Below are 22188 nucleotides of genomic sequence, written 5' to 3'. Positions count from 1 at the left end.
GAGGTGCGCACGGGACACCGGCCAGTAATTTATGCATCGCTTCGCAGCTTACGGGAGCACGTCGCGAAGCCGTCGCATTCGTTGACCGCAATGCAAACCTGAACGCTCTTTCGTGGCGTTGTTTCTTCATCACGGCGGTGTCTCCCAAATTGATGGCGCTGCCGATCAAGGAGGTCGTGACCATGAGCGCGCTCTCAAGGGCATGCTTGCCTTGCGTCGTAAGCGTGATCCTGGCGGCGACACTTGCCGCGTCCGCGGACGAGCCGGAGCTTAGAGGACCCAATGCCGATCCAGGCTCAGGATTGCCGCCGTTGGTCCTGCCTTATATCGAATTGCTCAGCGCACCCGGTGTAGTAGCATCAGCGACGCTTGCCGCGCCCGCGGGCGACTCGGAGCTTATGGGACCCGATCCCGCCCGGCCCGGCATCCAATTGCCCGGCGCACCTGGTGCTCTTGCTCCCATGAAGATGTCTGACCGCTCGCAGCCGGCCGCGCTAATGGCAATAGCGGTATGGCTTTCGTCTGAACTCGGCCTTCCGTCCTTCGTACCTGCGCGCAGGATGGCAGGTTTGCGGTTTCGCGACGTGGCGGCGGATCGCTGGAACAGCAGCCCCAATTTTGCCAGTCCGGACAATGTTGGCAAGCAGCCCACTGTTATTGCTATCTACGATGACGAAGCACGGACTATCTTCTTGCCGGAGGGCTGGACAGGCGGCACCCCGGCGGAGCTGTCGGTACTTGTGCATGAGTTGGTCCATCACGTCCAAACCGTGGCCGGGCTGAAGTTTGCATGCGCGGAAGAACGCGAGAAGGCGGCCTTTGAGGCGCAAGAGCGGTGGCTTGCCTTGTTCGGCAGCGACCTTCTGAAGGAATTTGAGCTCGATCCTTTCACGCTGTTGGTTCGCACGAACTGCCTGTATTGATGCTGAAGCCGCTTCGGGGGCAGCCAGTCTGACTGAGCTTCTTACCCAGAGTATCGGCCGCAAAACCGGTTCTCGGAGGGCCCCATGCTCAAACCACAAGATCGAGCGGCTATCCGGCGGTCTTCGTCTCCGGAGCGGCCGCGACCGCCTTGTCATCCCAGACCATCTGCCGGTAGTCGAAGCCGTATTCCAGCGTCGGCTTGACGATGCGGAAATAGGGCGACAGGTCGAAGTCGCGCGGCGTGTAGAGCGAGTGATGGCGGATGTGCAGGATTTCCTTGCGCGAATAGCTCGACTGGGCCGAGGCACGGCCAGGCGCGCGGGTAATCTCGGGTAGGATCGGGTAGCGGATCTGGCCGTAAGCCTCGGCGATCAGCGACGAGCAGATGGCGCGCGTCGGGTCGCCGGAACCGAAAGCCAGCATGCGGCGGCGCCAGCGCACCGGCACCGGCGGCGTCGGCAAGAAGTAGCGCAGCATGTCGAATATGTTCTTGAGATCGTATCTGAGACCCAGCCTGCCGATCATGAAGGCGACGACCGCTTCGCGATCGTCGGGAGCCAGGCCGCTCGCCCGGCAGATGCGGGTGTTGTAGCTGCGGTAGCGCGACAGCGGCACGGCGATGCAGCCATCGCCGAGCGTGACCTCGATCAGGCGCCGCCGTTCCGACCCGTCCTCGGGCTCCGGCAATGCATCGCCGACATAAAAGGCGGCATGCGACCAGGTCGACTGGGTGAGGTATTTGATCGCCGCCGAGATCTTCTGGTTGCCTTCGATGAGCAGGATGTCGCCGGGCTCGAGCGTGCGGCGTAGCGTTTCGGCGTCCGACGGCGTGTAAGGCTCGTAGCCGGACGATTCCTCCTGCAGCCGGCCGGCAAGCCAGCGGCCAAGTCGGTCCAGAAGCGTGTCGCCGGGCTCGGTCATGCCAGACGGCGATTACCACAGGGCGACAAATTAGACCATGATCAGCCCACGCCAGGCGCGCCGGCGTCTTCGTGCGGTACCGCTATGAGATCCTCGCGCACCTTACGGGCGAGCTTCCTCGTCGAGCGCTTCGGACTGTCGCCGAAAAGCTCGGCCGCCTCGGCGAGGCAGGTTTTTTTCAGGCCCTTTTCCGAGCGCTTCAGCAGCTTGCCAAGCAACCGCGTCTCCTCAGCGGGGCCAAGCGGCTGGTCCTCGGCATCGAGAAGCGCGCGCATGACGAGCACATCGTGCAGTTCGCCGAGCCGCTCGCCCAGTTCGTCGACGGCCTTGCGCCGCGTCTTGATCGGCGTCGGCCACAGCCTGCCGAGCAGCGACAGATGCATGCCATGCGTCTTGGCCGCCTTGCGCAGATCGTGAAAATCATCGGCCGCGCCGCGCGAAGCGGCCTTGTCCAGCGCTTTCCTGGCGCGGCGCAAAGTGATGCGCGCGCCTTCGGCGAGCACGTCGGCAGCCTGCTCCGGCTGGTCGGGCAAAGCGAGCTTGTCGATGCGGACGACACCTTCCTCGCAAGCGGCAACCGCCGCGCCTATCGCAGCGTCGAGGCCCGCTCCGACATGCAGCTCATGCTGGCGCGCGACGAGCCTGTCGCGGACGGCACCGAGACCGCCGCCGGCACTTTGCTCGGGAAAGCTTGCCGCCAGCCGGTCGATTGTTTCGACCAGCGCAGTCGCCTCACGCGGACCGGCAAGCAGGGCCGCCACCTGGCGGTAGCACTGATTCTCGGTCACGCAGAATGTTTCGTCCCCGGAACGAACTAGGCGCAGTAAAGCGCGGACGTTTTTCAACCGCTTGCGGCACTTGTGCAGCGCCTGTTCGGGCCTGTCATGCGCCGCGTCCAGATGAACGAGCGCCCTGCCGATCTCCTCGGCGAGGATGCGCCTGACCTCGCCGGTCAGCGACATGCGCGGATCGATACGAAAGCTCATGCGACGATCTCCGGAATCCCCCCAAGGGCGAGCGACGCGTTGTAAAATCTCGGCTCGCCGGTGACTTCGCGGCCGAGCCAATCTGGCAGCATTTCGTCCGGTACATCCTCCTGCGTCTCGAGCTCGGCGATCACCAACCCCGCAAGCGTCCCGCCGAAGACATCGACTTCGTAGAGATAGCCGCGGTGTCTAACATGGTGGCGTGTCTTCTCGATGACACGTCCGATGGCAAAGGCCTGCATCTCTTGCGCCTCCGCCAAAGGCACCGGATATTCGAATTCATCGCGCTCGCGGGCCTGGCTGCCGAACTTGAGCGTCAGCTTGGCAGCGGCATCATTGCTGATGCGCACACGCACCGTGCGGGTAGGCTCGGCGACAAGATAGAATTGACGGATATGAATGTCCGCCTTGACCATTCCCCGCCATTCCTCACCTGAGACCAGGAATTTACGCTCGATTTCCTTGCCCATGGCGAGGCACTAAAGCGCGCACGGCCAGAGTTGGCAAGCCGCTTGACCGCAGTTGACTTTAATCATTCGATTGATTAAAGTATAGACCATGATCAAATCGCCCAGTGCCAGCGGCCTTCCTCATGAAGCGCCCAAGACTGCCGCGGATATGACGCGGACGGCCCTCGTGCGCGCGGCGCTGAAGCTGTTCGGACGCCAGGGTTTCGACGGCACGTCGACGCGCCAGATCGCGGCTGAGGCCAAGGCCAATATCGGCTCGATCGCCTATCATTTCGGCGGCAAGGAAGGGCTCCGCAACGCGGCGGCCGACTACATCGTAGACACCATCCAGACCATTGCGGGCCAGGCGATCGGCAATCTGCAAGCGCCGCCCGCGGCATTGGCGGACACCGAGGCCGCGCGGGCACATTTAGCCGTCGCACTGGAGCGGATGGTCGCCTTCATCGCGGCAAGGCCGGAAGCCGGCGAGATTGTACAGTTCGTCCTGCGTGAGCTGTCGCATCCAACCGCCGCGCTCGACCGTATCTATGACGGCGTGTTCGAACCGGCGCATCACCGGCTCTGCCTGATCTGGGAACAGTCGACGGGCGAGCCGGCCGAGAGCGAGCGCACTAAACTCACCGTATTCACGCTGATTGGCCAGGTCGTCTATTTCCGCATCGGCCGCGAGGCGGTTATGCGCCGGATGGGCTGGCGCGAGATCGGCGATGACGAGGCCGGCAAGATCGCGGCAACAGTAACCGACAATCTCAGCGCGATTTTAGCTCGGCGCGATTTGGCTGTCCGGAAGGATCGTGGATCATGAGCCTGCTCTGTTCTTTGCCGCTTGCCGCCCAGCTTTTCAGCGCCTGCGCGCCGGCAGCACCGCTCGCCGTCGGCTACGTCGAGGGCGATTATGTGCTGCTGGCGCCGATCGAGGTGGCCCAGGTCGAGACGATTGCGGTCAAGCGCGGCGACCGCGTAGCGCCCGGCACGCCGGTGGTGACGCTGGAAAACGCCGACGCCAAGATCGCCATCGCGCAGGCCGAGGCGGCCCTCGCGCAGGCCCAGGCGCAACTTGCCGACCTGCAGGTCGGCAAGCGGCCGGAAGAGATTGCAGTGCTCAGGGCGCAGGTCGACATGGCCAAAGCGCAGGCCGCCGACGCCAAACGCAGATACAGCCGCGCCAGCGATCTGTTCAAACGCGGCACCGGCACGCAGGCCGATTATGATACGGCTTCCGCGGCGCTGGAGACGGCCAACGCGCAGGTCGGCCAGGCGGAAGCCAATCTCGCTGTCGGCGGCCTGCCGGCACGGCCGGAGACGATCAAGGCCGCCGACAATCAGGTCAGGCAGGCGCAATCGGCGCTGGAGCAAGCGCAATGGCGACTGTCGAAGCGTGTGCTCACGGCGCCCTCGCCCGGCAGGGTCAACGATGTCATCCGCTATCCCGGCGATACAGCCGGGCCGACCGCGCCGGTCATCTCCATACTGCCGGACGGCGCAGTGAAGCTCAGCGTCTATGTGCCGGAAAGCGCGTTCTCCTCGGTCGAGGTCGGCACGCTGCTCAACGTCCATTGCGATGGTTGCGGATCGGGCGTGAAGGCACGCGTCAGCTATGTGTCGCCGGATCCGGAATTCACGCCGCCGGTGATCTACTCGCTCGAGACCCGGCAAAAGCTGGTCTATCTGGTCGAAGCGCGGCCGGAAGGCGACGCCAGCGCATTGCAGCCCGGGCAGATCGTCGACGTCGATCTGGCGGACATCGGAAAATGAACGTCATCGACGTGCACGGCCTGGTCAAACGCTTCGGCGACAAGACTGTCGTCGACCATGTGACGATGACCGTGGCCGAGGGCGAGATCGTCGGCTTCCTCGGGCCGAACGGCTCGGGCAAAACGACGACCATCCGCATCATGTGCGGCTTGCTGACGCCCGATGAGGGTGAAGGCACGGTTCTGGGCTTCAACATCCGCACCGACAGCCTGCGGATCAAGCGCGAAGTCGGCTACATGACGCAGAGATTCTCGTTCTACGAAGACCTCACCATCGGCGAGAATCTCGAATTCGTGGCACGGCTCTACCGGCTGAAGCCGCTCGACGAACATGTGGCCAAGACGCTTGAGGAGCTCGGCCTGACATCACGCAGAAACCAACTGGCCGGCACCTTGTCCGGCGGCTGGAAGCAGCGGCTGGCGCTGGCCGCCTGCATCATGCACAAGCCGAAACTGCTGCTGCTCGACGAACCGACGGCTGGCGTCGACCCGAAGGCGCGGCGCGAATTCTGGGACGAGATCCACCGGCTGGCGACCGGCGGGCTGACCGTGCTGGTCTCCACCCATTACATGGACGAGGCCGAGCGCTGCCACCGCATCAGCTACATCTCCTATGGCAAGATGCTGGCCACCGGCACGGTTGAGGACGTGGTGAGGAATGCCGGGCTGACCACCTTCGTCCTGCAAGGGCCGCGGCTCGATCAGGTCGCTGCCGCACTTCATGGCCGCCCAGGCGTCGACCAGGTGGCGCCGTTCGGCGCGGCGCTGCATGTAGTCGGCTCCGACAGGACGGCGCTTCAGGCAGCGCTCGCCGACGTCGAGAAAGACCACAAGGGCGTCAGGGTCTCGCCCGGCGAGACCAGCCTGGAGGATGTGTTCATCCAGTTCATGTCCGGTTCGAAGGACAATATGGGATGAAGAACGGGATAAACAGCGTCTTTTCCTTCGCCAGGCTCGGTGCGCTGCTGATCAAGGAGTTCATCCAGATGCGGCGCGACCGCATCACCTTCGCCATGATGCTGGGCGTGCCGCTGATGCAGCTGGTGCTGTTCGGCTATGCCATCAACAACGATCCGAAGAGCCTGCCGGCAGCGCTGGTGGCGATGAGCAGCGATCCTTACACGCGAGCCATGGTTTCGGCGCTGCAGACCACCGGCTATTACCGCTTCGACCATGTCGCGCAAAGTGCCGCCGAAGCCGAATTCCTGATGGCGCGCGGCGACGTTGCCTTCGTCGTCACCATTCCCGCCGATTTCGCCCGACGGGTCGAGCGTGGCGACAGCCCGCAGATCCTGATCGAGGCGGATGCGACCGACCCGGCCGTCGCCAGCGGCGCCATCTCGACGCTCGGCACCGTTGCCAACCAGGCGCTGCTCAGGGCGCGCGGCATGCAGGAGACAGCGGCCGAAGCTGCCCGGGGCCAGCTCCAGGTCGTAGTGCACCGGCGCTACAATCCGGAAGCCGTATCGCAATACAACATCGTGCCCGGCCTGCTCGGCGTCATCCTGCAGATGACGATGGTAATGATGACCTCGATCGCGCTGACGCGTGAGACCGAGCGCGGCACGATGGAGAACCTTCTGGCGATGCCGTCCAGCCCGCTCGAGATCATGCTGGGTAAGGTGCTGCCGTATCTGGCGGTCGGCGCCGTGCAGGTGCTGGTGGTGCTGGCGGCATCGAAGCTTCTGTTCGCCATCCCCTTCACCGGATCGATGTCGCTGCTGTTGACGGCCGTCCTGATCTTCGTGCTGGCGCTGGTGCTGCTCGGCTACACGATCTCGACGATTGCCCGCACGCAGATGCAGGCACTGCAGCTCACCTTCTTCTTCTTCCTGCCGTCGATCATGCTGTCCGGTTTCATGTTCCCCTATCGCGGCATGCCGGACTGGGCGCAGATTTTCGGCGAGGTGCTGCCGCTGACGCATTTCCTGCGCATCATCCGCGCGGTGATGCTGAAGGGCGCCGAGCTGCCGGCGGTGGCAACGGAGATCGGCTGGCTGGTGGTGTTCGTGGCGCTGTTCGCCGGCGTGGCGCTGGTGCGGTTCCGCCGGACGCTGGATTAGGGTCGAACTCGATCCGCTTGTGCAAATGACCGAGATTCACACCGGCTTGGCCTGACCCGGGACCGGCGCCAATTCAGGTGCATTGAGCCCTTCGAAGGGATCGCGCCAGGTGTCGATTTCTTCAAGCTGCCGATACCAGCGACCGACAGAAGGATAATCATCGAGCGGCAATCGGGCGACGTCGTTGAAGGGCAGAAACGTCGCCATTCGAAAGTCGGCATAGGAAACCGAACTTCCGACCAGCCAGTCTCGCTCGGAAAGCTCGGCATCAAGTATTGCGGCGGCGGTGCTGAAGTCGCTCAGGCCCTCCTCAACCCGCGCTTGATCGATCGGGCCGAGCCCATAGCGCTGTTTGGTCCCGCGTTCGAAATGCACGACGTCGCAGGCTCTTGCGAAGTTCTCTTTGCCCCAACTCAGCCATCGGATCATCTCGGGCTCGTCGTCGCCGGTGCGCCAGAAATGCGAATGCGTGTCGCGTGAAAACCGGCAGGCTATGGCGTCGGCCTCCCAGAGGCTTTTTCCCAAGCCCACAAGGATAGGCAATGAAAGATTTGGATTGAGCGGCCGAAAGCGCTCGGCCTGCCCCGGAGCGAAGGGAGAGGCGAATTCGAACTCGACCTTGGCTTTGAGATACCGTGCCACCGCGACCGCGAGGCGAGGATTGGGATTGCGGCTGAAGAACAGTTTCATTGATCTCAGTCTTTGAAGGGTACCGGTTCGACCGGGCGCAACGGACGCTCAAGCACCTCGAATCGGCACATGACCTGGAACTGGTTGCTATCCTAGCCGGCAGCAATGATCTCGGCATAGGTGCTGAGATCGACATTGCCACCGGAGAGCGCCACGGCAATGCATTTCCCGGCAAGGTCGATCTCGCCTGACGACAGCGCGGCCAAGCCGACGCAACCGCCAGGTTCGACGACCAGCTTCAGGCAAGCCATGGCATCGCGCATCGCCTGTGCCACCGCCTTGTCGGAAACGGTGATGGCGCCGGCGAGATTCTTGCGGTTGATCTCGAAAGTGATCGCGCCCGGCTCTGCGACGAGAAGGGCATCGCAGATCGAGGTGTTGCCGGGCGCGTTCGACACCCTGGCGCCTTTGATCAGCGAGCGGCGTGTGTCATCGAAATGCTCGGGTTCCACGGCCCAGACGGCGGTGCCCGGTGAGGCGTCCTTGACCGCGATCGAAATGCCGCTGCTCAAGCCGCCGCCGCCGCAGGGAACGACTACCGCATCCAGGCTGACGCCAAGCGCTTGTGCTTGGCGCATCAATTCGAGGCCGATCGTGCCCTGGCCGGCGATGATGGCCGGATCGTCGTAGGGCGGCACCAGGACCATGCCCCTTTCCACGTAAGAACGGACGACGGCAGTGCGATCGTCGCGGACCCGGTCGAAGGTGATCACTTCTGCGCCCATCTTCCTGACATTGCCGACTTTCATCGCCGGCGCATCGGTGGGCATGGCTATGACGGCCTTGACGCCGAACATCGCCGCTGCGGCGGCAACGCCTTGCGCGTGATTACCCGACGAGAAGGCGACGACGCCGCCAGCGCGTTCTTCCGCCGAGAGCGAGGAGAGCTTGTTGTATGCACCGCGGAACTTGAAGGAGCCGGTGCGCTGCAACGTCTCGGGCTTGAACAGGATCCTGGCGCCGAAGCGCTTGTTCAGCTCCGGCGATTCGATCAGCGGCGTTTCGACGATCAGGCCGGACAATCGCGCTGCTGCGCTGCGGATATCGGCGATGCCGGGAGGGGTGGTCATGGCGAGGTCCTGCAAGAAATGAGACCGCCTATGGTGCACGGAAAGGGAGGCCGCGCACCAATGAAAAAATGTGACGGTTACAATTCGTCTTGCAGGCAGGAGAGGAGCGTGCCTGCCACCTGCCGCCTCCTCGTCTCTCCGCCATGCGGTCGTCGCTTCAATCGACAAATCGTTGCCGATTGACCGGCTTGGCCGCCGCTCCTCACCCCAACAGCGTCTTTTGCCGTTTGGGACCGCCCATCTTACGCCAGGTGTTGAAGCGGTGGGTGGCGGCGGCGAAGGAGATCTTCATCTGCTGGGCGACCGAATAGCGCGACTTGCCCTCGTCGAACAGGCGATAGCAGCACTCGACACCCTCCTCAGTCAACTTGCCATCGGGAGCCTTGTTGTGCGGATTGGCGGGATCGAATTTTTCGACCTGCTGCTCGACCAGGCCTTTCAGGCGCTGCAGATCCGCCTCGATGTTGGCGATCAGGTCGAGGACTGGTTTGGGATCAAACGGCTGCTGTTTTTCCGGCATCTGCGGGTTCCTTTCTCTTGGTTCAGATTCGGTTATATAAGTGAACGTTCACCGATAGCAAACGACGACCTGCTCGGGGGTTCGAAATCTGTAGCTTTTGAGCATGAGTGGAGCACGCACGATTGACCGGCGACGTGCAAGGTCATAGTTTAGAACTATTCTAAACTAGGGTGAATTTCTCATGCTTTCCCGCGTTTTCGGCCTCGGCCGCCGTTCCTTTGAATCGCTCTCGGAACAGGAGATCCTGGCGCTCGCCATCTCCTCCGAGGAGGATGACGGGCGCATCTATCGCGCCTATGCCGACGGGCTGGCGGAAAGCTTTCCGCAATCGGCCAAAGTGTTCGAAGAGATGGCGGAGGAAGAGGACGGCCATCGCGATTCACTGATCGAGCTTTACCGCAAGCGTTTCGGCGAGCGGATACCGCTGATCCGGCGCGAACATGTGAAGGGTTATTACGAGCGCAAACCGGACTGGCTGGTGAGGCCGCTCGGCGTCGATCATGTGCGCAGCCAAGCCGAGGCCATGGAGCGGCAGGCCTACCTGTTCTATGTCGAGGCGGCCAAGCGCACAGGCGATGCGTCGACGCGAAAGCTGCTCGACGATCTGGCGATCGCAGAACAGGGCCACGAGACACTGGCGCAGCGGCTCGAACAAAAGCATGTGCCGGGCGCGGTCAAGGACGAAGAGGCGGCGGCCGAGCAGCGCCAGTTCATCCTGACCTACGTACAACCGGGGCTGGCGGGGCTGATGGATGGGTCGGTGTCAACACTGGCGCCGATCTTTGCCGCCGCCTTTGCCACGCACGACACGTTCCAGACCTTTCTGGTCGGGCTTGCTGCCTCGATCGGCGCCGGCATCTCGATGGGTTTCACCGAAGTGGCCTCCGACGACGGTAAGTTGTCGGGCCGCGGCTCGCCGGCAAAACGCGGTCTGACCGTCGGCGTCATGACAACGCTGGGCGGGCTCGGCCATGCGCTGCCCTATCTCATCCCGCTTTTCTGGACGGCGACCATTGTCGCCGCCGTGGTGGTTTTCTTCGAGCTGTGGGCGATCGCCTTCGTGCAGAACCGCTATATGCAGACGCCATTCTGGCGCGCCGCCTTCCAGGTGGTGCTGGGTGGCGCGCTGGTGTTTGCGGCAGGGGTGCTGATCGGGAATGCATAGCAGCCCCTATCCGTTCACCACCCGGCTGTCTGCTGGCGCCTCGGCGCGTTCGGTCAGGCCGTAGTCGCGCACGACGTGGGCGATGCGCAAACGATAGTCGGCAAAGATACCGCCGCGCCCGGCTTTCTGGGCCTGCCGATGTTCCTGCGTGTTGCGCCAGGCCTTCACCGCTTCCTCGTCGCGCCAGAAGGACAGCGACAGGATGCGGTTCGGATCGGCAAGGCTCTGGAAGCGCTCGATCGACAGGAAACCGTCGATGCCGTCGAGCAGCGGCCGCAGGTCGGCGGCGATGCCGAGGTAGGCTTCGCGCTTGCCCGCCGCCGGCTCGACCTCGAAGATGACGGCGATCATGGCTTCACCAAAGGACCATGCGGCGCGGAGGCCAGCTTGAGGAAGATGCGATCCTCCTTCAGGATGAATTTTTCCCGCCGGGCGAACTCGTAATTCGCCTTGCCGGCGGGATCGGCGGCGAGCCGGGCGCGGTAGACTTCGTAGGCCGCAAGACTGTCGATGTTGTAGGCGGCATAAGCCGTGGTGGCCGAGCCTTCGTGCGGCGCGAAATAGCCGATCAGATCGGCGCCGCAGCGCGGGATCGCCTGCCCCCAATTGCGGGCATATTCCTCGAACGCCGCCTTGCCGAACGGATCGATCTCGTAGCGGATGAAGCAGGTAATGGTCATTTTCGCCTCCTTGGCGGGTGGATGTTTCTTGCGACCACAGTTCGAGCCGGGTCGAAACGTTCCGAAGATCGATATGCTAGGCAATCCCTCGCTGATCATGCCTGCCAGAAGGATTTCGCGTATTCGCGACGGACGTCTTCGGGTGTCAGGCCAAGGTCACGCAGCAGATGATCGTCGATTTCGGCGAGATCGAGGCGCTGCGAATGACGGTCGTACCACCGCTTCAGGAGCCACAGCCGCAAGCGGCGCAAGACAATTAACGGGAACGGCCGGCGAGCAGGCGCGGCGCTGAGAATGGTCCTTGCAGGCATCGTCGTCTCCTTGATTTGCATCGAGATTAATGCTTGTCTGACGAGGATGCTTCGATGAGGAACGAACTATGCGCGAAGGCCCTGACATAGCCCGCATTGCCAGCCTGGTCGGCGATCCGGCGCGGGCAAACATGCTGTCCGCACTGATGGGCGGCACAGCACTGACGGTGAGCGAACTGGCACTCGAAGCCGGCGTGTCGCTTCCGACAGCGAGCTCCCATCTATCGAAGCTGATGGAAGGCGGGCTGCTGACGCTGGCGAGCCAGGGACGGCACCGCTATTACGGCCTCGCCGGCCCGCAGGTGGCAGGAATGATCGAAGCCATCACCGGCGTCGCTGCTGCTGTCGGGCCGCAGAGGGTGCGACCCGGCCCTCGCGACGCGGCCATGCGCGTGGCGCGGGTCTGCTACGACCACCTCGCCGGCGAGCAGGCGGTGGCGATGCTGGACCGTCTTGTCGCTCGACAAGTGCTCCTGCGCGACGACAAGGAGATCCAGCTTGGGCCGTCGGCCGCCTCGCATTTCGCCGCGATCGGCATCGACATCCATACCAAAGCGCGGCGACCGGTGTGCCGGGCGTGCCTCGACTGGAGCGTGCGGCGTTCGCACCTTGCCGGCACGCTGGGCGCCGCCATTCTCGACAAGATCCTCGCCGAGAAATGGGCGCGGCGCGAGAAGGACAGCCGTGCCGTGATCTTTTCACCGGCAGGCAAGCAGGCCTTCGAGAACACGTTTCTCGCCTGACAGATCGCTTCGACGCGCTAGTACGCATTCGTCGTTTCACGGAAACGCCGAACCGCTCTGTCTTTTTGTTTTGACGCAATTCCGGGCGGAAAACCTTTTCATACTTTTCCTGGAATTGCTTTAAAGCGCGTCGCGTTCGACCGGCCTCATGCGATGCGCTTTAGGTCCTTGTTTTGATGCATGTCGTTATCGCAAAACCGCTGCACACTTTTGCGCGACATGCACTAGTCGCGCTTGAGCAGCTTGGCCTGCTTGAAAAAATCCGCCCAGGGGTCGGCTTGCCCGAGCCGCTTCAGCGTCGTCTTGTCGCCGATCGGAAAGGCGTTGGGCGGCAATCCGGCCTCGATCTCCGCCCAGGTCACCGGCATCGATACCGTGGCGCCCTTTTTGGCGCGCGACGAATAGGGGGCGACGGTGGTGGCGCCGCGGCCGTTGCGCAGATAATCGACGAAAATCCTGCCCGTGCGTGCCTTCTTCGACAGCGTCGCCGTGTAGCGGTCGGGTGCGGCCTGTTCGAGCGCTCGGGCGAACTCATGGGCGAAGCCCTTGACCTCGTCCCAATCCGCCGACGGCTTCAGCGGCACGACGACGTGGTAGCCCTTGCCGCCCGAGGTCTTGACGAAATTCGGCAGGGACAGTTCGTCGAGCCGGCCGCGGATGTCGAGTGCCGCCGCGCGCACCGCCTTCACGTCGACGCCCTCGTCGGGATCGAGATCGAAGATGATCTGGTCGGGCTTTTCCAGCTCGTCGGTGGTCGAGCCCCAAATATGGATCTCGACGACGCCCAGTTGCACCAGTGCCACGAGACCGTCGAAATCGCGGATGAACAATATCTCCTCGCCGTCGGTCGGATCCTTCATCACGGCGATCTTGTCGTGCATGCCGGCCGAGGCATGCTTCTGGAAGAAGCGTTGGCCGCCGACGCCGTCCGGCGCCCGCACGAGGCTGAGCGGCCGATTGATGACGAACTGCTTCATGCGCGGCCAGACCAGCGCGTAGTGATCGACCAGATCCTGCTTCGATACGTTCTCCTCGGGCCACAGAAGCTTGTCAGGGCGGGACAGCGTAACCGAGGTTTTCGCCGCGCCTGCGGTTTTGGTGGGCTTTGGCTTCGGCTCTGCCGTGGCTGAGCGTGCTTTCGGTTTCTCCTGCACGACTTCCTCCGCCGGCTTGTCCTCGCGCAATCCCTGGAAGGACGCGTGGCGTATTATACGGTCCGACGTCCAACTGCGAAACTCCACTTCGCCGACAAGTTCGGGCTTGACCCAGACCAGCCCCTTGCCCCTTGGCACCGCGCTGTCGAAGGGCGAGGTTGTCGTCTTCAGCGCATCAAGCCTTTTCTTCAGCTCGTTGGTGCTTTTGGCCGTGAAGCCGGTGCCGACGCGGCCGGCATAGCGCAGCTTGCCGCCCTCGTGATAGCCGACCAGCAGCGAGCGCAGGCCACGCCCGGTCTTGTCCGACGGCATGTAGCCGCCGATGACGAATTCCTGGCGCGCCGTGCATTTCGACTTCACCCACGAGGGAACACGCCCGCTGCGGTAGGGCGCATCGGCACGCTTGGAGACGACGCCTTCGAGGCCCAGGCGGCAAGCATGCTCCAGCATGATCTTGCCGGGCTCGGCAAAGTGGTCGCTGAAGCGCACGGCCTGCTCTTCGGTCTGTCCGGCGAGCAGGCTGCGCAGCCTTTCCTTGCGCTCGACCAGCGGCTCGGAACGGATGTCTTGACCATTGAGCTGCAACAGGTCGAAGACATAGTAGATGAAACGGTCCGTACGGCCCGCCGACAGATCTTGCTGAAGCAGCGAAAAGGACGACACGCCATTATCCGCCAGCACGACGATTTCGCCGTCGATGACGGCATCGGTACATTTCAGGCCGCCAAGTGCCGCGATAATTGAGCCACCGAATTTGTGGGTCCAGTCGAGGCCGGTGCGTGTCAAAAGCCGCACCTCGGTACCGGCAAGCTGCGCCTGCATGCGATAGCCGTCGAACTTCACCTCATGCAGCCAGTCCTTACCGGGCGGGGCGTCCCGCTCCAGCGTGGCGAGCGCCGGCTCGACGAATTCGAGCCGCCTTGCCGCGACAGCCTTCGCTTTGCCGGCGGCCGGCCTGTCGGACTGCCAGACGCTTGGCTTCTTGCCGTCGGCGGTCTTGCCTTCGCCGACCTCCTCGATGGTCAGGCCGGATTTCACCGATTGCGGCGCCTCCTGCAAAATGTCCTCACCGGGACGCGCGGCGGCATCGTCGGACTTGATCAGCAGCCAGTTGTCGCGTTTTTCGCCGGGCCGCGGCTTCAGCCGCACCAGATGCCAGGCGCCATGCAATTTGTGGCCATGCAGTTCGAAATTGATATGGCCTTTCTTCATCCCTTTGGCAGGGTCGCCTTCGGGGACCCACGTGCCTTCGTCCCAGACAATGACCGAGCCGCCGCCATATTGGCCCTTGGGGATGGTGCCTTCGAACGGCGCATAGTCGATCGGGTGGTCCTCGACATGCACGGCGAGCCGCTTCTCATGCGGGTCGAGGCTCGGGCCTCGCGTCACCGCCCAGCTCCACAGCACGCCGCCATGCTCAAGGCGAAGGTCGTAGTGAAGCCTGGTGGCGGCATGCTTGTGGATGACGAAGATGCCACCCGGCACGGCTTTCTTGCCGCGCGCGAGCTTACCGGCCGGTTCGGCGGTCTTCTTGAAATCGCGCTTGGCGTGATATTGCTCGAGGCCGGCCATGGTCTGATCCTAAGCCGATTTGCGCCGGGCGGCTTTGGACTTGGCGCCTTTTGCCGGGCGTCTGGCCTTTGCCGGCGGGCTGGCCTCCGACGAAAGGCTCTTCTTCAGTGCATCGAAGAGATTGACGACGTTGGAGGGTCGCGGTTCTGCCTTGGTCTTCGGTGCCTTCTTGCCGGCCTTCTTGGCGCGGACCAACTCGATCAGCGCGTTTTCGTATTTGTCCTCGAATTCGGAAGGATCGAACTTCGCCTGTTTCTCATCGACAATGTGTTCGGCCAGCCTGATCATCTCGGCGTCGGTCGTCACCGGCTTGATGTCGCCGAACACCATCTCCGGCCTGCGCACCGTATCGCCATAGCGCAGCGTCGTCAGCAGCAGGCCCTTGCCCAGCGGCTCGATGACCACCGGACGCTCGCGGCGGTAGAGCACGATGCGGGCAAGGCCCGCCGTCTTCTTGGCGGCCATGGCGTCGCGGATGACGGCAAAAGCCTCTTCCGAGACATCGTCCGCAGGCGTCACATAATAGGGCGTGTCGAGATAGATCTGCTGGATCGAAGATTTTTCGATGAACCCGTCGAGGCTCATCGTATGCGAGGATTCGATCTGGACGGCTTCGATCTCCTCCTCCTCGATTTGGACGAAGTCGCCGTCGCCGATCTCGTAGCCCTTGATCTCGTCGCCTTCATCGAGCGGCTTGCCGCTTGCCGAATCGACATAGACGCGCCTGACAGTGTTGCCAGTCTTGCGGTTGAGCACGCGGAACGAAACTTTTTCGGCTTGGGTGACGCCATTGGTCACTTCGACCGCGCAGGTGACCAGCGAAAGCTTGAGATACCCTCTCCAGGCGGGGCGCGGCGCCATGACAAACTCCCTGCGCGACAACGTTCAACCGAGAACGGGCAAAGTCCGTTCCGGTTCCGGCGGCGCAAAAGGCAAGTCCGGGCTTTCGGCCCAGCCTTGCCTGAACTCCATTCTCGATCGCGGCCCTACTCGGCGGCTTGCAGGTTGATCTTGCTTTCCGCCATCTCGGTAAGCTTGCGGTCGGTTGCCTGTTCCTCCTTGAGGTTGTTGGCCAACACATTGGCGCAGTCGCTGCGGCCCAGTTGCTTGGCCCAGGCAATCAAGGTGCCGTAACGGGTCATCTCATAATGCTCGACCGCCTGGGCGGACGCGATCAGTGCAGCGTCGAGGACCTCCTTGTCGGCGATGTCGCCGCTGACCTCATCGGCCTCTTCGAGAATGCCATCGATGGCCGGGCAGTCGACTTCCTTGGCCTTCACGCCGTGCAGCTCGAACACCTGCTCGACACGCTGAATATGACCCTTGGTCTGGGCGAGATGCTTCTCAAAGCCGGCTTTCAACTGCGGATCACTCGCCTTGTCGATCATCTTCGGCAGCGATTTCTCGATCTGTTTCTCGGCGTAATAAATGTCGCGCAGCGTGTGCACGAAGAGATCGTCGAGTGTTTTGATGTCCTTCGAAAAGAAGCCCATGGCCTTTGCCTTTCCATTGCTCTTGCTGTTTCGGATTTTTGGCTGCGGCTCCAGCCGGAAGCTGCAGCCCGCGCAGCCGGTTCGTCCCGACACTGGGAAATCAACGTGCGGCTGACGGGCGGGTTCCTGGTTTTTCGACCACGTGCACGGAAATTTCGCCGTGGCAGCAAAAGTGAAACAAACGCGCGCCTCGGCGACATTCAGGCGAAACATATGTGATGCAAAAGTCACACTGGGCGAAATGCCGACGGACAGCACGGAAACACCGCGAATCAGCCGCATTGCAGCCATGAACAAAGGCATTTTCGACCAGAGATTAACATCGCGTTCACCGACTATTCACGCCTGGACGCTATGATCCCCGCAATTCGGAAGGGACATCCGAAACGGGACAGGGACCGAGTAAAATGAGCTTCTGGAATCAAATCGCCGGCTATGCCGCCGCCATTCGCGAATTCGTCGCGCCGACCTATCGGCCCGAGCGCTATTACATGCGCGGCCCAGGTCCCGCCTGCGCGCGCCGTGGCAACACGCTTGGGATCAGCGTGCACTGATGATGACCAGGGAAAGCCGTCACGACAGCCGTATCTGCCGGCCTGACGCCGACAACCGGTCAACGACCTATCGCGCCGAGCGCCCTGCGCTGACCGACAGACGGCGGGCGACAACGCCAAGCCTCTAACATTCCGGGCTTTGATCCAGCCGCCGGCAGGCTTAGTGTCGCCTGACACCAGCTGCCGGGCGCCACGTGATCGTCAAGCCGAACCATTCTCCTGAGCCGCCAGAATTCGAATCAAGTCGCCCGTTGATCGTATTCGACGGCGTCTGCGTGTTGTGCTCGGGTTTTGTGCGGACGGTGGTAAAGCTCGACCGCAAGGGCCACTTCCATTTCGTAACGGCGCAATCGCCGCTCGGCGAGATGCTGTTCAAGAAATACGGGCTGCAGACGGATCGCTACGAGACCAATCTCGTCATCGTCGATGGCGCGGCTTTCACACGCCTGGACAGTTTCGTTGCCGTCATGGCCGAACTCGGCTGGCCATGGCGAGCGGCGCGGATCCTGCTGTTGTTGCCGCGCCCGCTTCGCGACTGGCTCTACGATCGCATCGCAAAGAACCGCTACGCCCTGTTCGGCAAGAAGGACAATTGTGAAATCCCTTCCGCCGAGGTGAGGGCAAGATTGATCGGCTAGGCTCATCGCCGTGGCCGGGAGCGGCGCGGGGCATTTTGGGGGAACTGCGGATGAAGGTTCTTGTCGTCGGCGGTTATGGCACCTTTGGCGGTCGCACCGTCGAGCTTTTGGAGGGCGAGCCCCATCTGATCCTGTTCGTCGCCGGGCGCTCGCTCGCCAAGGCTGACGCGTATTGCAAGAAGCGCGCCCCGACCGCAGCGCAACTAGTGCCGGCACTGTTCGACCGTGACGGCGATCTCGCCGTGCAACTCGCTGCATTTGAGCCTGATATTGTGGTCGACGCGAGCGGTCCGTTCCAGGCCTATGGCGAGGGATGCTATGGCCTGATCGAGGCATGCATCGCCCGGCGCGTCAACTATCTCGATCTTGCCGACGGCTCGGATTTCGTCGCCGGTGTCTCTGCGTTCGACGAGGCGGCGCGAAACGCCGGCGTCTTCGTGCTATCCGGAGTCTCGAGCTTTCCGGTGCTGACGGCGGCGGTTGTGCGCCGCCTGTCTTCGGACCTGACGCGGGTCGACGGAATTCGCGGCGGCATCGCGCCGTCGCCCTTCGCCGGTGTCGGCGGAAACGTCATTCGCGCTATCGCCGGTTACACCGGTCAGCCGGTGCGCCTTGTTCGTAATGGCCGTCCCGAACAAGGCTGTCCGTTTACCGAGCAGCTGCGCTATACTATCGCGCCGCCGGGCCAGCTGCCGCTTCGAAACACGCTGTTCTCGCTGGTCGACGTTCCGGACCTGCGTGCTCTGGCCGAGCTTTGGCCGGAGGCGAGGACCATCTGGATGGGAGCCGGGCCGGTACCCGAGGTGCTGCACCGCGCCCTGATCGGCCTCGCCTGGCTGGTGCGCGCCGGGTTGATCGGTTCGCTTTCGCCGCTGGCGCCGCTGATGCATCAGGCGACGAACCGGCTGCGCTGGGGCGAGCATCGCGGCGGCATGTTCGTCGAGGTGGAGGGATCGGACCGCGCGGGCGCCACCGGCAAGCGCTCGTGGCATCTCTTGGCCGAGGGCAACGATGGGCCGCTGATCCCGTCGATGGCGGTTGAAGCGCTGGTCCGCAAAGTGCTGGCCGGACATCAGCCCGCGCCGGGCGCACGGGCGGCGGTGCGCGATTTAGAGCTCCGGGACTATGAGGCCCTGTTCGCCGGGCGGACGATCTACACCGGCTTCAGGAACGGGGCCGCGGACGAGGACAAGCCGCTCTATACCGAGCTGCTCGGTGCCGCCTGGCAAGGCCTTCCCGAGGCAATTCGGTCAATGCATGACCGTACGATCACGGCCGCAGGCCGCGCTAGCGTAGAACGCGGGCACAATGTTCTTGGCCGGCTAATGGCCTGGATGGTCGGCTTCCCCGGAGCAAGCGAGGACATTCATGTCCGCTTCGACACCGACAAGGGCGGCGAGACCTGGACGCGGACATTCGGCAAGCACAGTTTTTCGAGCCTACAGTTCGCAGGCCGGGGTCGATCGCAGCGCCTGCTGTGCGAACGCTTCGGCCCGCTGACCTTCGCGATGGCACTGGTTGCCGAGGACGGCCGGCTGGCACTGGTCTTGCGCCGCTGGAGCTTTTTTGGCTTGCCGCTGCCGATCTGGCTCGGTCCACGCTCGACTTCCTACGAAACGGTGGAGGATGGCCGCTTCCGCTTCCATGTCGATATCTCGCATCCGCTTGCCGGCATGATCGCCCGCTACCGTGGCTGGCTAGAGCCTTCCGACCCGCACGGCTCCAGCGAGATCGTGTCGCCTGCCACCTTGCCAAATTCGCGGCAGTCCTGAGCCGTGCACAGCGTCCAGCCTTGACCCGTGGCGCCCGAGGCGGCGAGCACCAGGCGCCGCTGTGGCCCGACCCGGGGCGCATAGACCCACCAGCCGTCGCGCAGCGCCGAGCCTTGCGGCGGCTCCATGCCGGCGCCCGAGCCCTTGATTCGTGCCTCGACGAGTTGCAGGCCGGACGGCAGCACCTTCCAGTCTTCCTGCCACTGGGTCTTCTCCACAGAATGCGTCCAGGAGAGCGTGAAGGCGGCGACCGCGAGCGTCATGGTCTTGCCGGCCGCGACGATGCAGAGGCTCATGCCGAATTGGCCAGTGACGCCTGCCGCGCGCGCCAGCAGTGCCACCCGATCCAGGCAAGAGACAGCGCCCAGCCCGCCTCGTCGGTGAGCGGCAGCGCCGCAACCAGCAGCACGCCAGCGGCGAAGGCGACGAGGCGTTCCCACCAGGCCATGCGCCGGGCGAGAAAGCCGACGGCGGCGGCGCCCCACAGGACGATGCCCATGCAGGCTTTGATGACGATGTAGGCGACCTCGACGGGATAGCCGAACTGGGCGGCGATCGGGCCGGGGTCCTGCAGCATCAGCGCCGGGGTATAGACCGCCATGAACGGCACCACGAAGCCAGCAATGGCAAGCTTGGTGGCCTGGATGCCGATCTTGAGGCCGCTTTCCTTGGCCATGGGTGCGGCGGCGAAGGCGGCCAGCGCCACGGGCGGGGTGAGATCAGCCATGATGCCGAAATAGAAGACGAACATATGGCTGACCACCAGCGGCACGCCGAGCGACAGAAGCGCCGGCCCGGCTAGCGACGAGGTGATGATGTAATTGGGAATGGTCGGGATGCCCATGCCGAGCACCAGGCAGGTGAGCATGGTCAAAAGCAGCGACAGGAACAGATTGTTCTCGCCGATCGAGATGATCCAGCCGATGAAGGTCGAGGCGATGCCGGTGAGCGTCAGCGTGCCGATGACGATGCCGACGATGGCGCAGGCAATGCCGACCGGCAGCGCGTTCTTTGCTCCCTCGGCAAGGGAATCGACGCATATGCGCAGTGTCTCGCGCCCGCCCTTGAAGGTGAGGCAGGCGACGACCAGCACGGCGATGACCAGGCTGAGGATGTTGACGCCGAACTTCATGAAGGAAGCGGCGGCAAGCCCGAGCGCCAGCCAGAAGACGACGCGGAAGGCGAGCGGCCCGATCGATGCCGCCAGCGGCGTGCCGAGGATAAGCACAATGGTCAACGCCAGGCCCATGGTGCCGGCGAAGACCGGTGTGTAGCCGGCAAACAGCAGGTAGATCAGTGCTGCGAGCGGCAGTACCAGCGGCCAGTGTTGTCTCACCGCATCCCACGGATTGGGCAGGTCGGCCTTGGCCATGCCGTGCAGGCCGGCCTTGCCGGCCTCCAAATGCACCTGCCAGAAACAGGCGCCAAAATAGAGCAGCGCCGGAATGATCGCCGCCTTGACCACCGCGGCATAGGGAATGTTCAGCGTCTCGGCCATGATGAAGGCAACCGCACCCATCACCGGAGGCATGATCTGGCCGCCCATCGACGAGGTCGCCTCGACGGCTCCGGCGAAGGCCGAGCGGAAGCCGAAGCGCTTCATCAGCGGGATGGTGAACTGGCCGCTGGCCACCACGTTGGCGACGCCGGAGCCGGAAATGGTGCCCATCAGCGCCGAGGACAGCACGCAGACCTGCGCCGGGCCGCCGCGCCATGAGCCGACCAGGCCAAGTGCAAAATCGTTGAACAGCGCGATCATGCCGGCGCGTTCGAGAAAGGCGGCGAAGACGACGAAGATGAAGATGTAGGCGGCCGAGACATAGATCGGCGTGCCGTAGATGCCTTCGGTGCCATAGGCGAAGGTGTCGACGAGCTGGGCGAAATCATAGCCGCGATGGATGAAAGGCGGTGGCAGATGATTGCCGGCAAATGCGTAGGCGAGAAAGATGAAGGCAATGACGGCAAGCGGCAGCCCCATCAACCGCCGCGCCGCCTCGAAGACCAGCACGACCAGCACCGCGCCGACGATCAGGTCAGGCGTGGTGAGGAAGCCAGAGCGGCGGATGAGGTCGGCATAGAATACCCAGTTGTACAGACCGGTGGCGAAGCCGAGCACGCCGAGAGTCCAGAAGACTGCTTTCGCCGGGACGCTTTTGGCACGCAGATTGGCGATCAGGGCAAAGCCGAGCAGCAGCAGGAAGCCGACATGCATGGCGCGCACGACCTGGCTCGGCAGGCTGCCGTAGGCGGCGATGTAGATCTGGAAGATGGAGAAGGCGACGGCGATAAAAAAAGCCGCCTTGCCGGCGATGCCTTCGCCGAAGCCCGGTGGCAGGCCTTCGACAGCGATTTCGGCTGTGGTGGAAAGAACGGTCGGGGTTTCGGTCATTGGCGGGGTTCCTGGGGGGCGTCCCTCTCCCTTGAGGGGAGGGTGGACAGCCGCCGAAGGCGGATGGACGGGTGGGGTAACCTCAACTGCCTCGACCTTTGCCTGAACGATGGAGCGCGTCGCCGAGGACCCCTCCCGGCCCTGCGGGCCACCCTCCCCTCAAGGGCAGGGGAATCGCATATGGCGATTTTGGGGTTGAGTTTAGGCTGAGAAAGGATTCTTTGGAGAGGCAGGTGAGCGAAGGAGCGACTGCCATTTCCTGCCTTGAGAGCTACTTTGGCGCGGTGCCTGATCCACGCGCGCCCAACGCCACGCACCG

24 protein-coding genes are annotated in these 22188 nt (G+C 63.4%); 10 read left to right on the top strand and 14 right to left on the bottom strand.

Features of this window, described 5'->3' with window-relative positions:
* The first annotated feature begins 152 nt into the window (after positions 1-152).
* A complete protein-coding gene (locus tag NKH91_RS27445) occupies positions 153-923 on the top strand; it encodes a DUF6647 family protein (RefSeq protein WP_352848283.1) in 771 nt (256 codons plus the stop codon).
* 109 nt (positions 924-1032) lie between these two features.
* Here the strand turns inward: NKH91_RS27445 and NKH91_RS27440 are convergent, their stop codons facing one another.
* The 3 genes from NKH91_RS27440 to NKH91_RS27430 are packed head-to-tail and all read right to left on the bottom strand — an operon-like array spanning position 1033 to position 3301.
* Positions 1033-1845, bottom strand: a complete 813-nt coding sequence (locus tag NKH91_RS27440) for a C40 family peptidase (RefSeq protein WP_023718869.1) — start codon at positions 1843-1845, stop codon at positions 1033-1035.
* Positions 1846-1886: 41 nt separating this feature from the next.
* Positions 1887-2831, bottom strand: a complete 945-nt coding sequence (locus tag NKH91_RS27435) for a CHAD domain-containing protein (protein WP_023718868.1) — start codon at positions 2829-2831, stop codon at positions 1887-1889.
* Entirely contained in the window at positions 2828-3301 is a 474-nt protein-coding gene (locus tag NKH91_RS27430; RefSeq protein WP_023718867.1) for a CYTH domain-containing protein, read from the bottom strand. The genes NKH91_RS27435 and NKH91_RS27430 overlap by 4 nt, the downstream gene beginning before the upstream one ends.
* A gap of 88 nt (positions 3302-3389) precedes the next feature.
* On the opposite strand from NKH91_RS27430, the gene NKH91_RS27425 reads away from it, so the two are divergent.
* From NKH91_RS27425 to NKH91_RS27410, 4 genes are read left to right on the top strand one after another with little or no spacing between them, the layout of a single operon-like run.
* On the top strand, positions 3390-4106 hold the full coding sequence (locus tag NKH91_RS27425) for a CerR family C-terminal domain-containing protein (protein WP_023718866.1): 717 nt from the start codon (positions 3390-3392) through the stop codon (positions 4104-4106).
* Positions 4103-5056, top strand: a complete 954-nt coding sequence (locus NKH91_RS27420; RefSeq protein WP_023718865.1) for an HlyD family secretion protein — start codon at positions 4103-4105, stop codon at positions 5054-5056. The genes NKH91_RS27425 and NKH91_RS27420 overlap by 4 nt, the downstream gene beginning before the upstream one ends.
* Complete coding sequence (locus NKH91_RS27415) at positions 5053-5973, top strand: ABC transporter ATP-binding protein (protein WP_352848280.1); 921 nt, start codon at positions 5053-5055, stop codon at positions 5971-5973. Before NKH91_RS27420 ends, NKH91_RS27415 begins: the two co-directional genes overlap by 4 nt.
* Positions 5974-5981: 8 nt before the next feature.
* Entirely contained in the window at positions 5982-7118 is a 1137-nt protein-coding gene (locus NKH91_RS27410) for an ABC transporter permease (protein WP_023718863.1), read from the top strand.
* A 36-nt stretch (positions 7119-7154) separates the two neighbouring features.
* On the opposite strand, the gene NKH91_RS27405 is transcribed toward NKH91_RS27410, so the two are convergent.
* The 3 genes from NKH91_RS27405 to NKH91_RS27395 form a co-directional block, all read right to left on the bottom strand.
* Complete coding sequence (locus NKH91_RS27405; RefSeq protein ID WP_352848277.1) at positions 7155-7808, bottom strand: glutathione S-transferase family protein; 654 nt, start codon at positions 7806-7808, stop codon at positions 7155-7157.
* A gap of 92 nt (positions 7809-7900) precedes the next feature.
* Positions 7901-8878, bottom strand: coding sequence for a threonine/serine dehydratase family protein (locus NKH91_RS27400; RefSeq protein WP_352848275.1), 978 nt, complete (start codon positions 8876-8878; stop codon positions 7901-7903).
* Between the two features lie 202 nt (positions 8879-9080).
* On the bottom strand, positions 9081-9398 hold the full coding sequence (locus NKH91_RS27395) for a hypothetical protein (protein WP_023718860.1): 318 nt from the start codon (positions 9396-9398) through the stop codon (positions 9081-9083).
* 181 nt (positions 9399-9579) lie between these two features.
* Between NKH91_RS27395 and mbfA the strand changes: the two genes are divergently transcribed.
* On the top strand, positions 9580-10563 hold the full coding sequence (gene mbfA / locus NKH91_RS27390; RefSeq protein WP_023718859.1) for an iron exporter MbfA: 984 nt from the start codon (positions 9580-9582) through the stop codon (positions 10561-10563).
* 6 nt (positions 10564-10569) lie between these two features.
* Here mbfA and NKH91_RS27385 read toward each other — a convergent pair whose 3' ends face one another.
* The 3 genes from NKH91_RS27385 to NKH91_RS27375 all read right to left on the bottom strand — a co-directional run bounded on the left by NKH91_RS27385 (position 10570) and on the right by NKH91_RS27375 (position 11554).
* Positions 10570-10914 carry an antibiotic biosynthesis monooxygenase family protein gene (locus NKH91_RS27385; RefSeq protein ID WP_023718858.1) on the bottom strand — a complete coding sequence of 115 codons (345 nt, stop codon included), beginning with the start codon at positions 10912-10914 and terminating at the stop codon, positions 10570-10572.
* The gene (locus NKH91_RS27380; RefSeq protein WP_023718857.1) at positions 10911-11243 is read right to left on the bottom strand and encodes an NIPSNAP family protein; all 333 of its coding nucleotides are present in this window, start codon (positions 11241-11243) and stop codon (positions 10911-10913) included. Before NKH91_RS27380 ends, NKH91_RS27385 begins: the two co-directional genes overlap by 4 nt.
* A 95-nt stretch (positions 11244-11338) precedes the next feature.
* The gene (locus tag NKH91_RS27375; RefSeq protein ID WP_352481378.1) at positions 11339-11554 is read right to left on the bottom strand and encodes a DUF1127 domain-containing protein; all 216 of its coding nucleotides are present in this window, start codon (positions 11552-11554) and stop codon (positions 11339-11341) included.
* 68 nt (positions 11555-11622) lie between these two features.
* Here NKH91_RS27375 and NKH91_RS27370 point away from each other — a divergent pair, with 68 nt between their 5' ends.
* Positions 11623-12297 (top strand): ArsR/SmtB family transcription factor, encoded by a 675-nt coding sequence (locus NKH91_RS27370; protein WP_352848273.1) that lies wholly within the window; start codon positions 11623-11625, stop codon positions 12295-12297.
* Between the two features lie 224 nt (positions 12298-12521).
* Here NKH91_RS27370 and ligD read toward each other — a convergent pair whose 3' ends face one another.
* From ligD to NKH91_RS27355, 3 genes are all read right to left on the bottom strand, one after another.
* A complete protein-coding gene (gene ligD / locus NKH91_RS27365; RefSeq protein WP_352592324.1) occupies positions 12522-15023 on the bottom strand; it encodes a DNA ligase D in 2502 nt (833 codons plus the stop codon).
* A gap of 9 nt (positions 15024-15032) precedes the next feature.
* Positions 15033-15884, bottom strand: coding sequence for a non-homologous end joining protein Ku (ku, locus tag NKH91_RS27360; RefSeq protein ID WP_023718853.1), 852 nt, complete (start codon positions 15882-15884; stop codon positions 15033-15035).
* 125 nt (positions 15885-16009) lie between these two features.
* Entirely contained in the window at positions 16010-16516 is a 507-nt protein-coding gene (locus NKH91_RS27355) for a YciE/YciF ferroxidase family protein (RefSeq protein ID WP_023718852.1), read from the bottom strand.
* Between the two features lie 407 nt (positions 16517-16923).
* Here NKH91_RS27355 and NKH91_RS27350 point away from each other — a divergent pair, with 407 nt between their 5' ends.
* The 3 genes from NKH91_RS27350 to NKH91_RS27340 all read left to right on the top strand — a co-directional run bounded on the left by NKH91_RS27350 (position 16924) and on the right by NKH91_RS27340 (position 19480).
* A complete protein-coding gene (locus tag NKH91_RS27350; protein WP_023718851.1) occupies positions 16924-17070 on the top strand; it encodes a hypothetical protein in 147 nt (48 codons plus the stop codon).
* 251 nt (positions 17071-17321) lie between these two features.
* Complete coding sequence (locus NKH91_RS27345; RefSeq protein ID WP_352481375.1) at positions 17322-17708, top strand: thiol-disulfide oxidoreductase DCC family protein; 387 nt, start codon at positions 17322-17324, stop codon at positions 17706-17708.
* 50 nt (positions 17709-17758) lie between these two features.
* Positions 17759-19480, top strand: a complete 1722-nt coding sequence (locus tag NKH91_RS27340) for a saccharopine dehydrogenase family protein (protein ID WP_352848271.1) — start codon at positions 17759-17761, stop codon at positions 19478-19480.
* Here the strand turns inward: NKH91_RS27340 and NKH91_RS27335 are convergent.
* Both NKH91_RS27335 and NKH91_RS27330 read right to left on the bottom strand, forming a co-directional pair.
* A complete protein-coding gene (locus NKH91_RS27335) occupies positions 19393-19776 on the bottom strand; it encodes a DUF1850 domain-containing protein (RefSeq protein WP_352592309.1) in 384 nt (127 codons plus the stop codon). The two genes, NKH91_RS27340 and NKH91_RS27335, sit on opposite strands and share 88 nt — an antisense overlap.
* Positions 19773-21869, bottom strand: a complete 2097-nt coding sequence (locus NKH91_RS27330; protein ID WP_352495444.1) for a TRAP transporter permease — start codon at positions 21867-21869, stop codon at positions 19773-19775. Before NKH91_RS27330 ends, NKH91_RS27335 begins: the two co-directional genes overlap by 4 nt.
* Positions 21870-22188 lie beyond the last annotated feature (319 nt).

Origin of the sequence: Mesorhizobium sp. M0894, assembly GCF_040319725.1 — a bacterium.
Classification (GTDB): Bacteria; Pseudomonadota; Alphaproteobacteria; order Rhizobiales; family Rhizobiaceae; genus Mesorhizobium.
The sequence above is the reverse complement of the archived record's forward strand: the minus strand, read 5'-3'. Positions and strand labels throughout refer to the sequence as shown.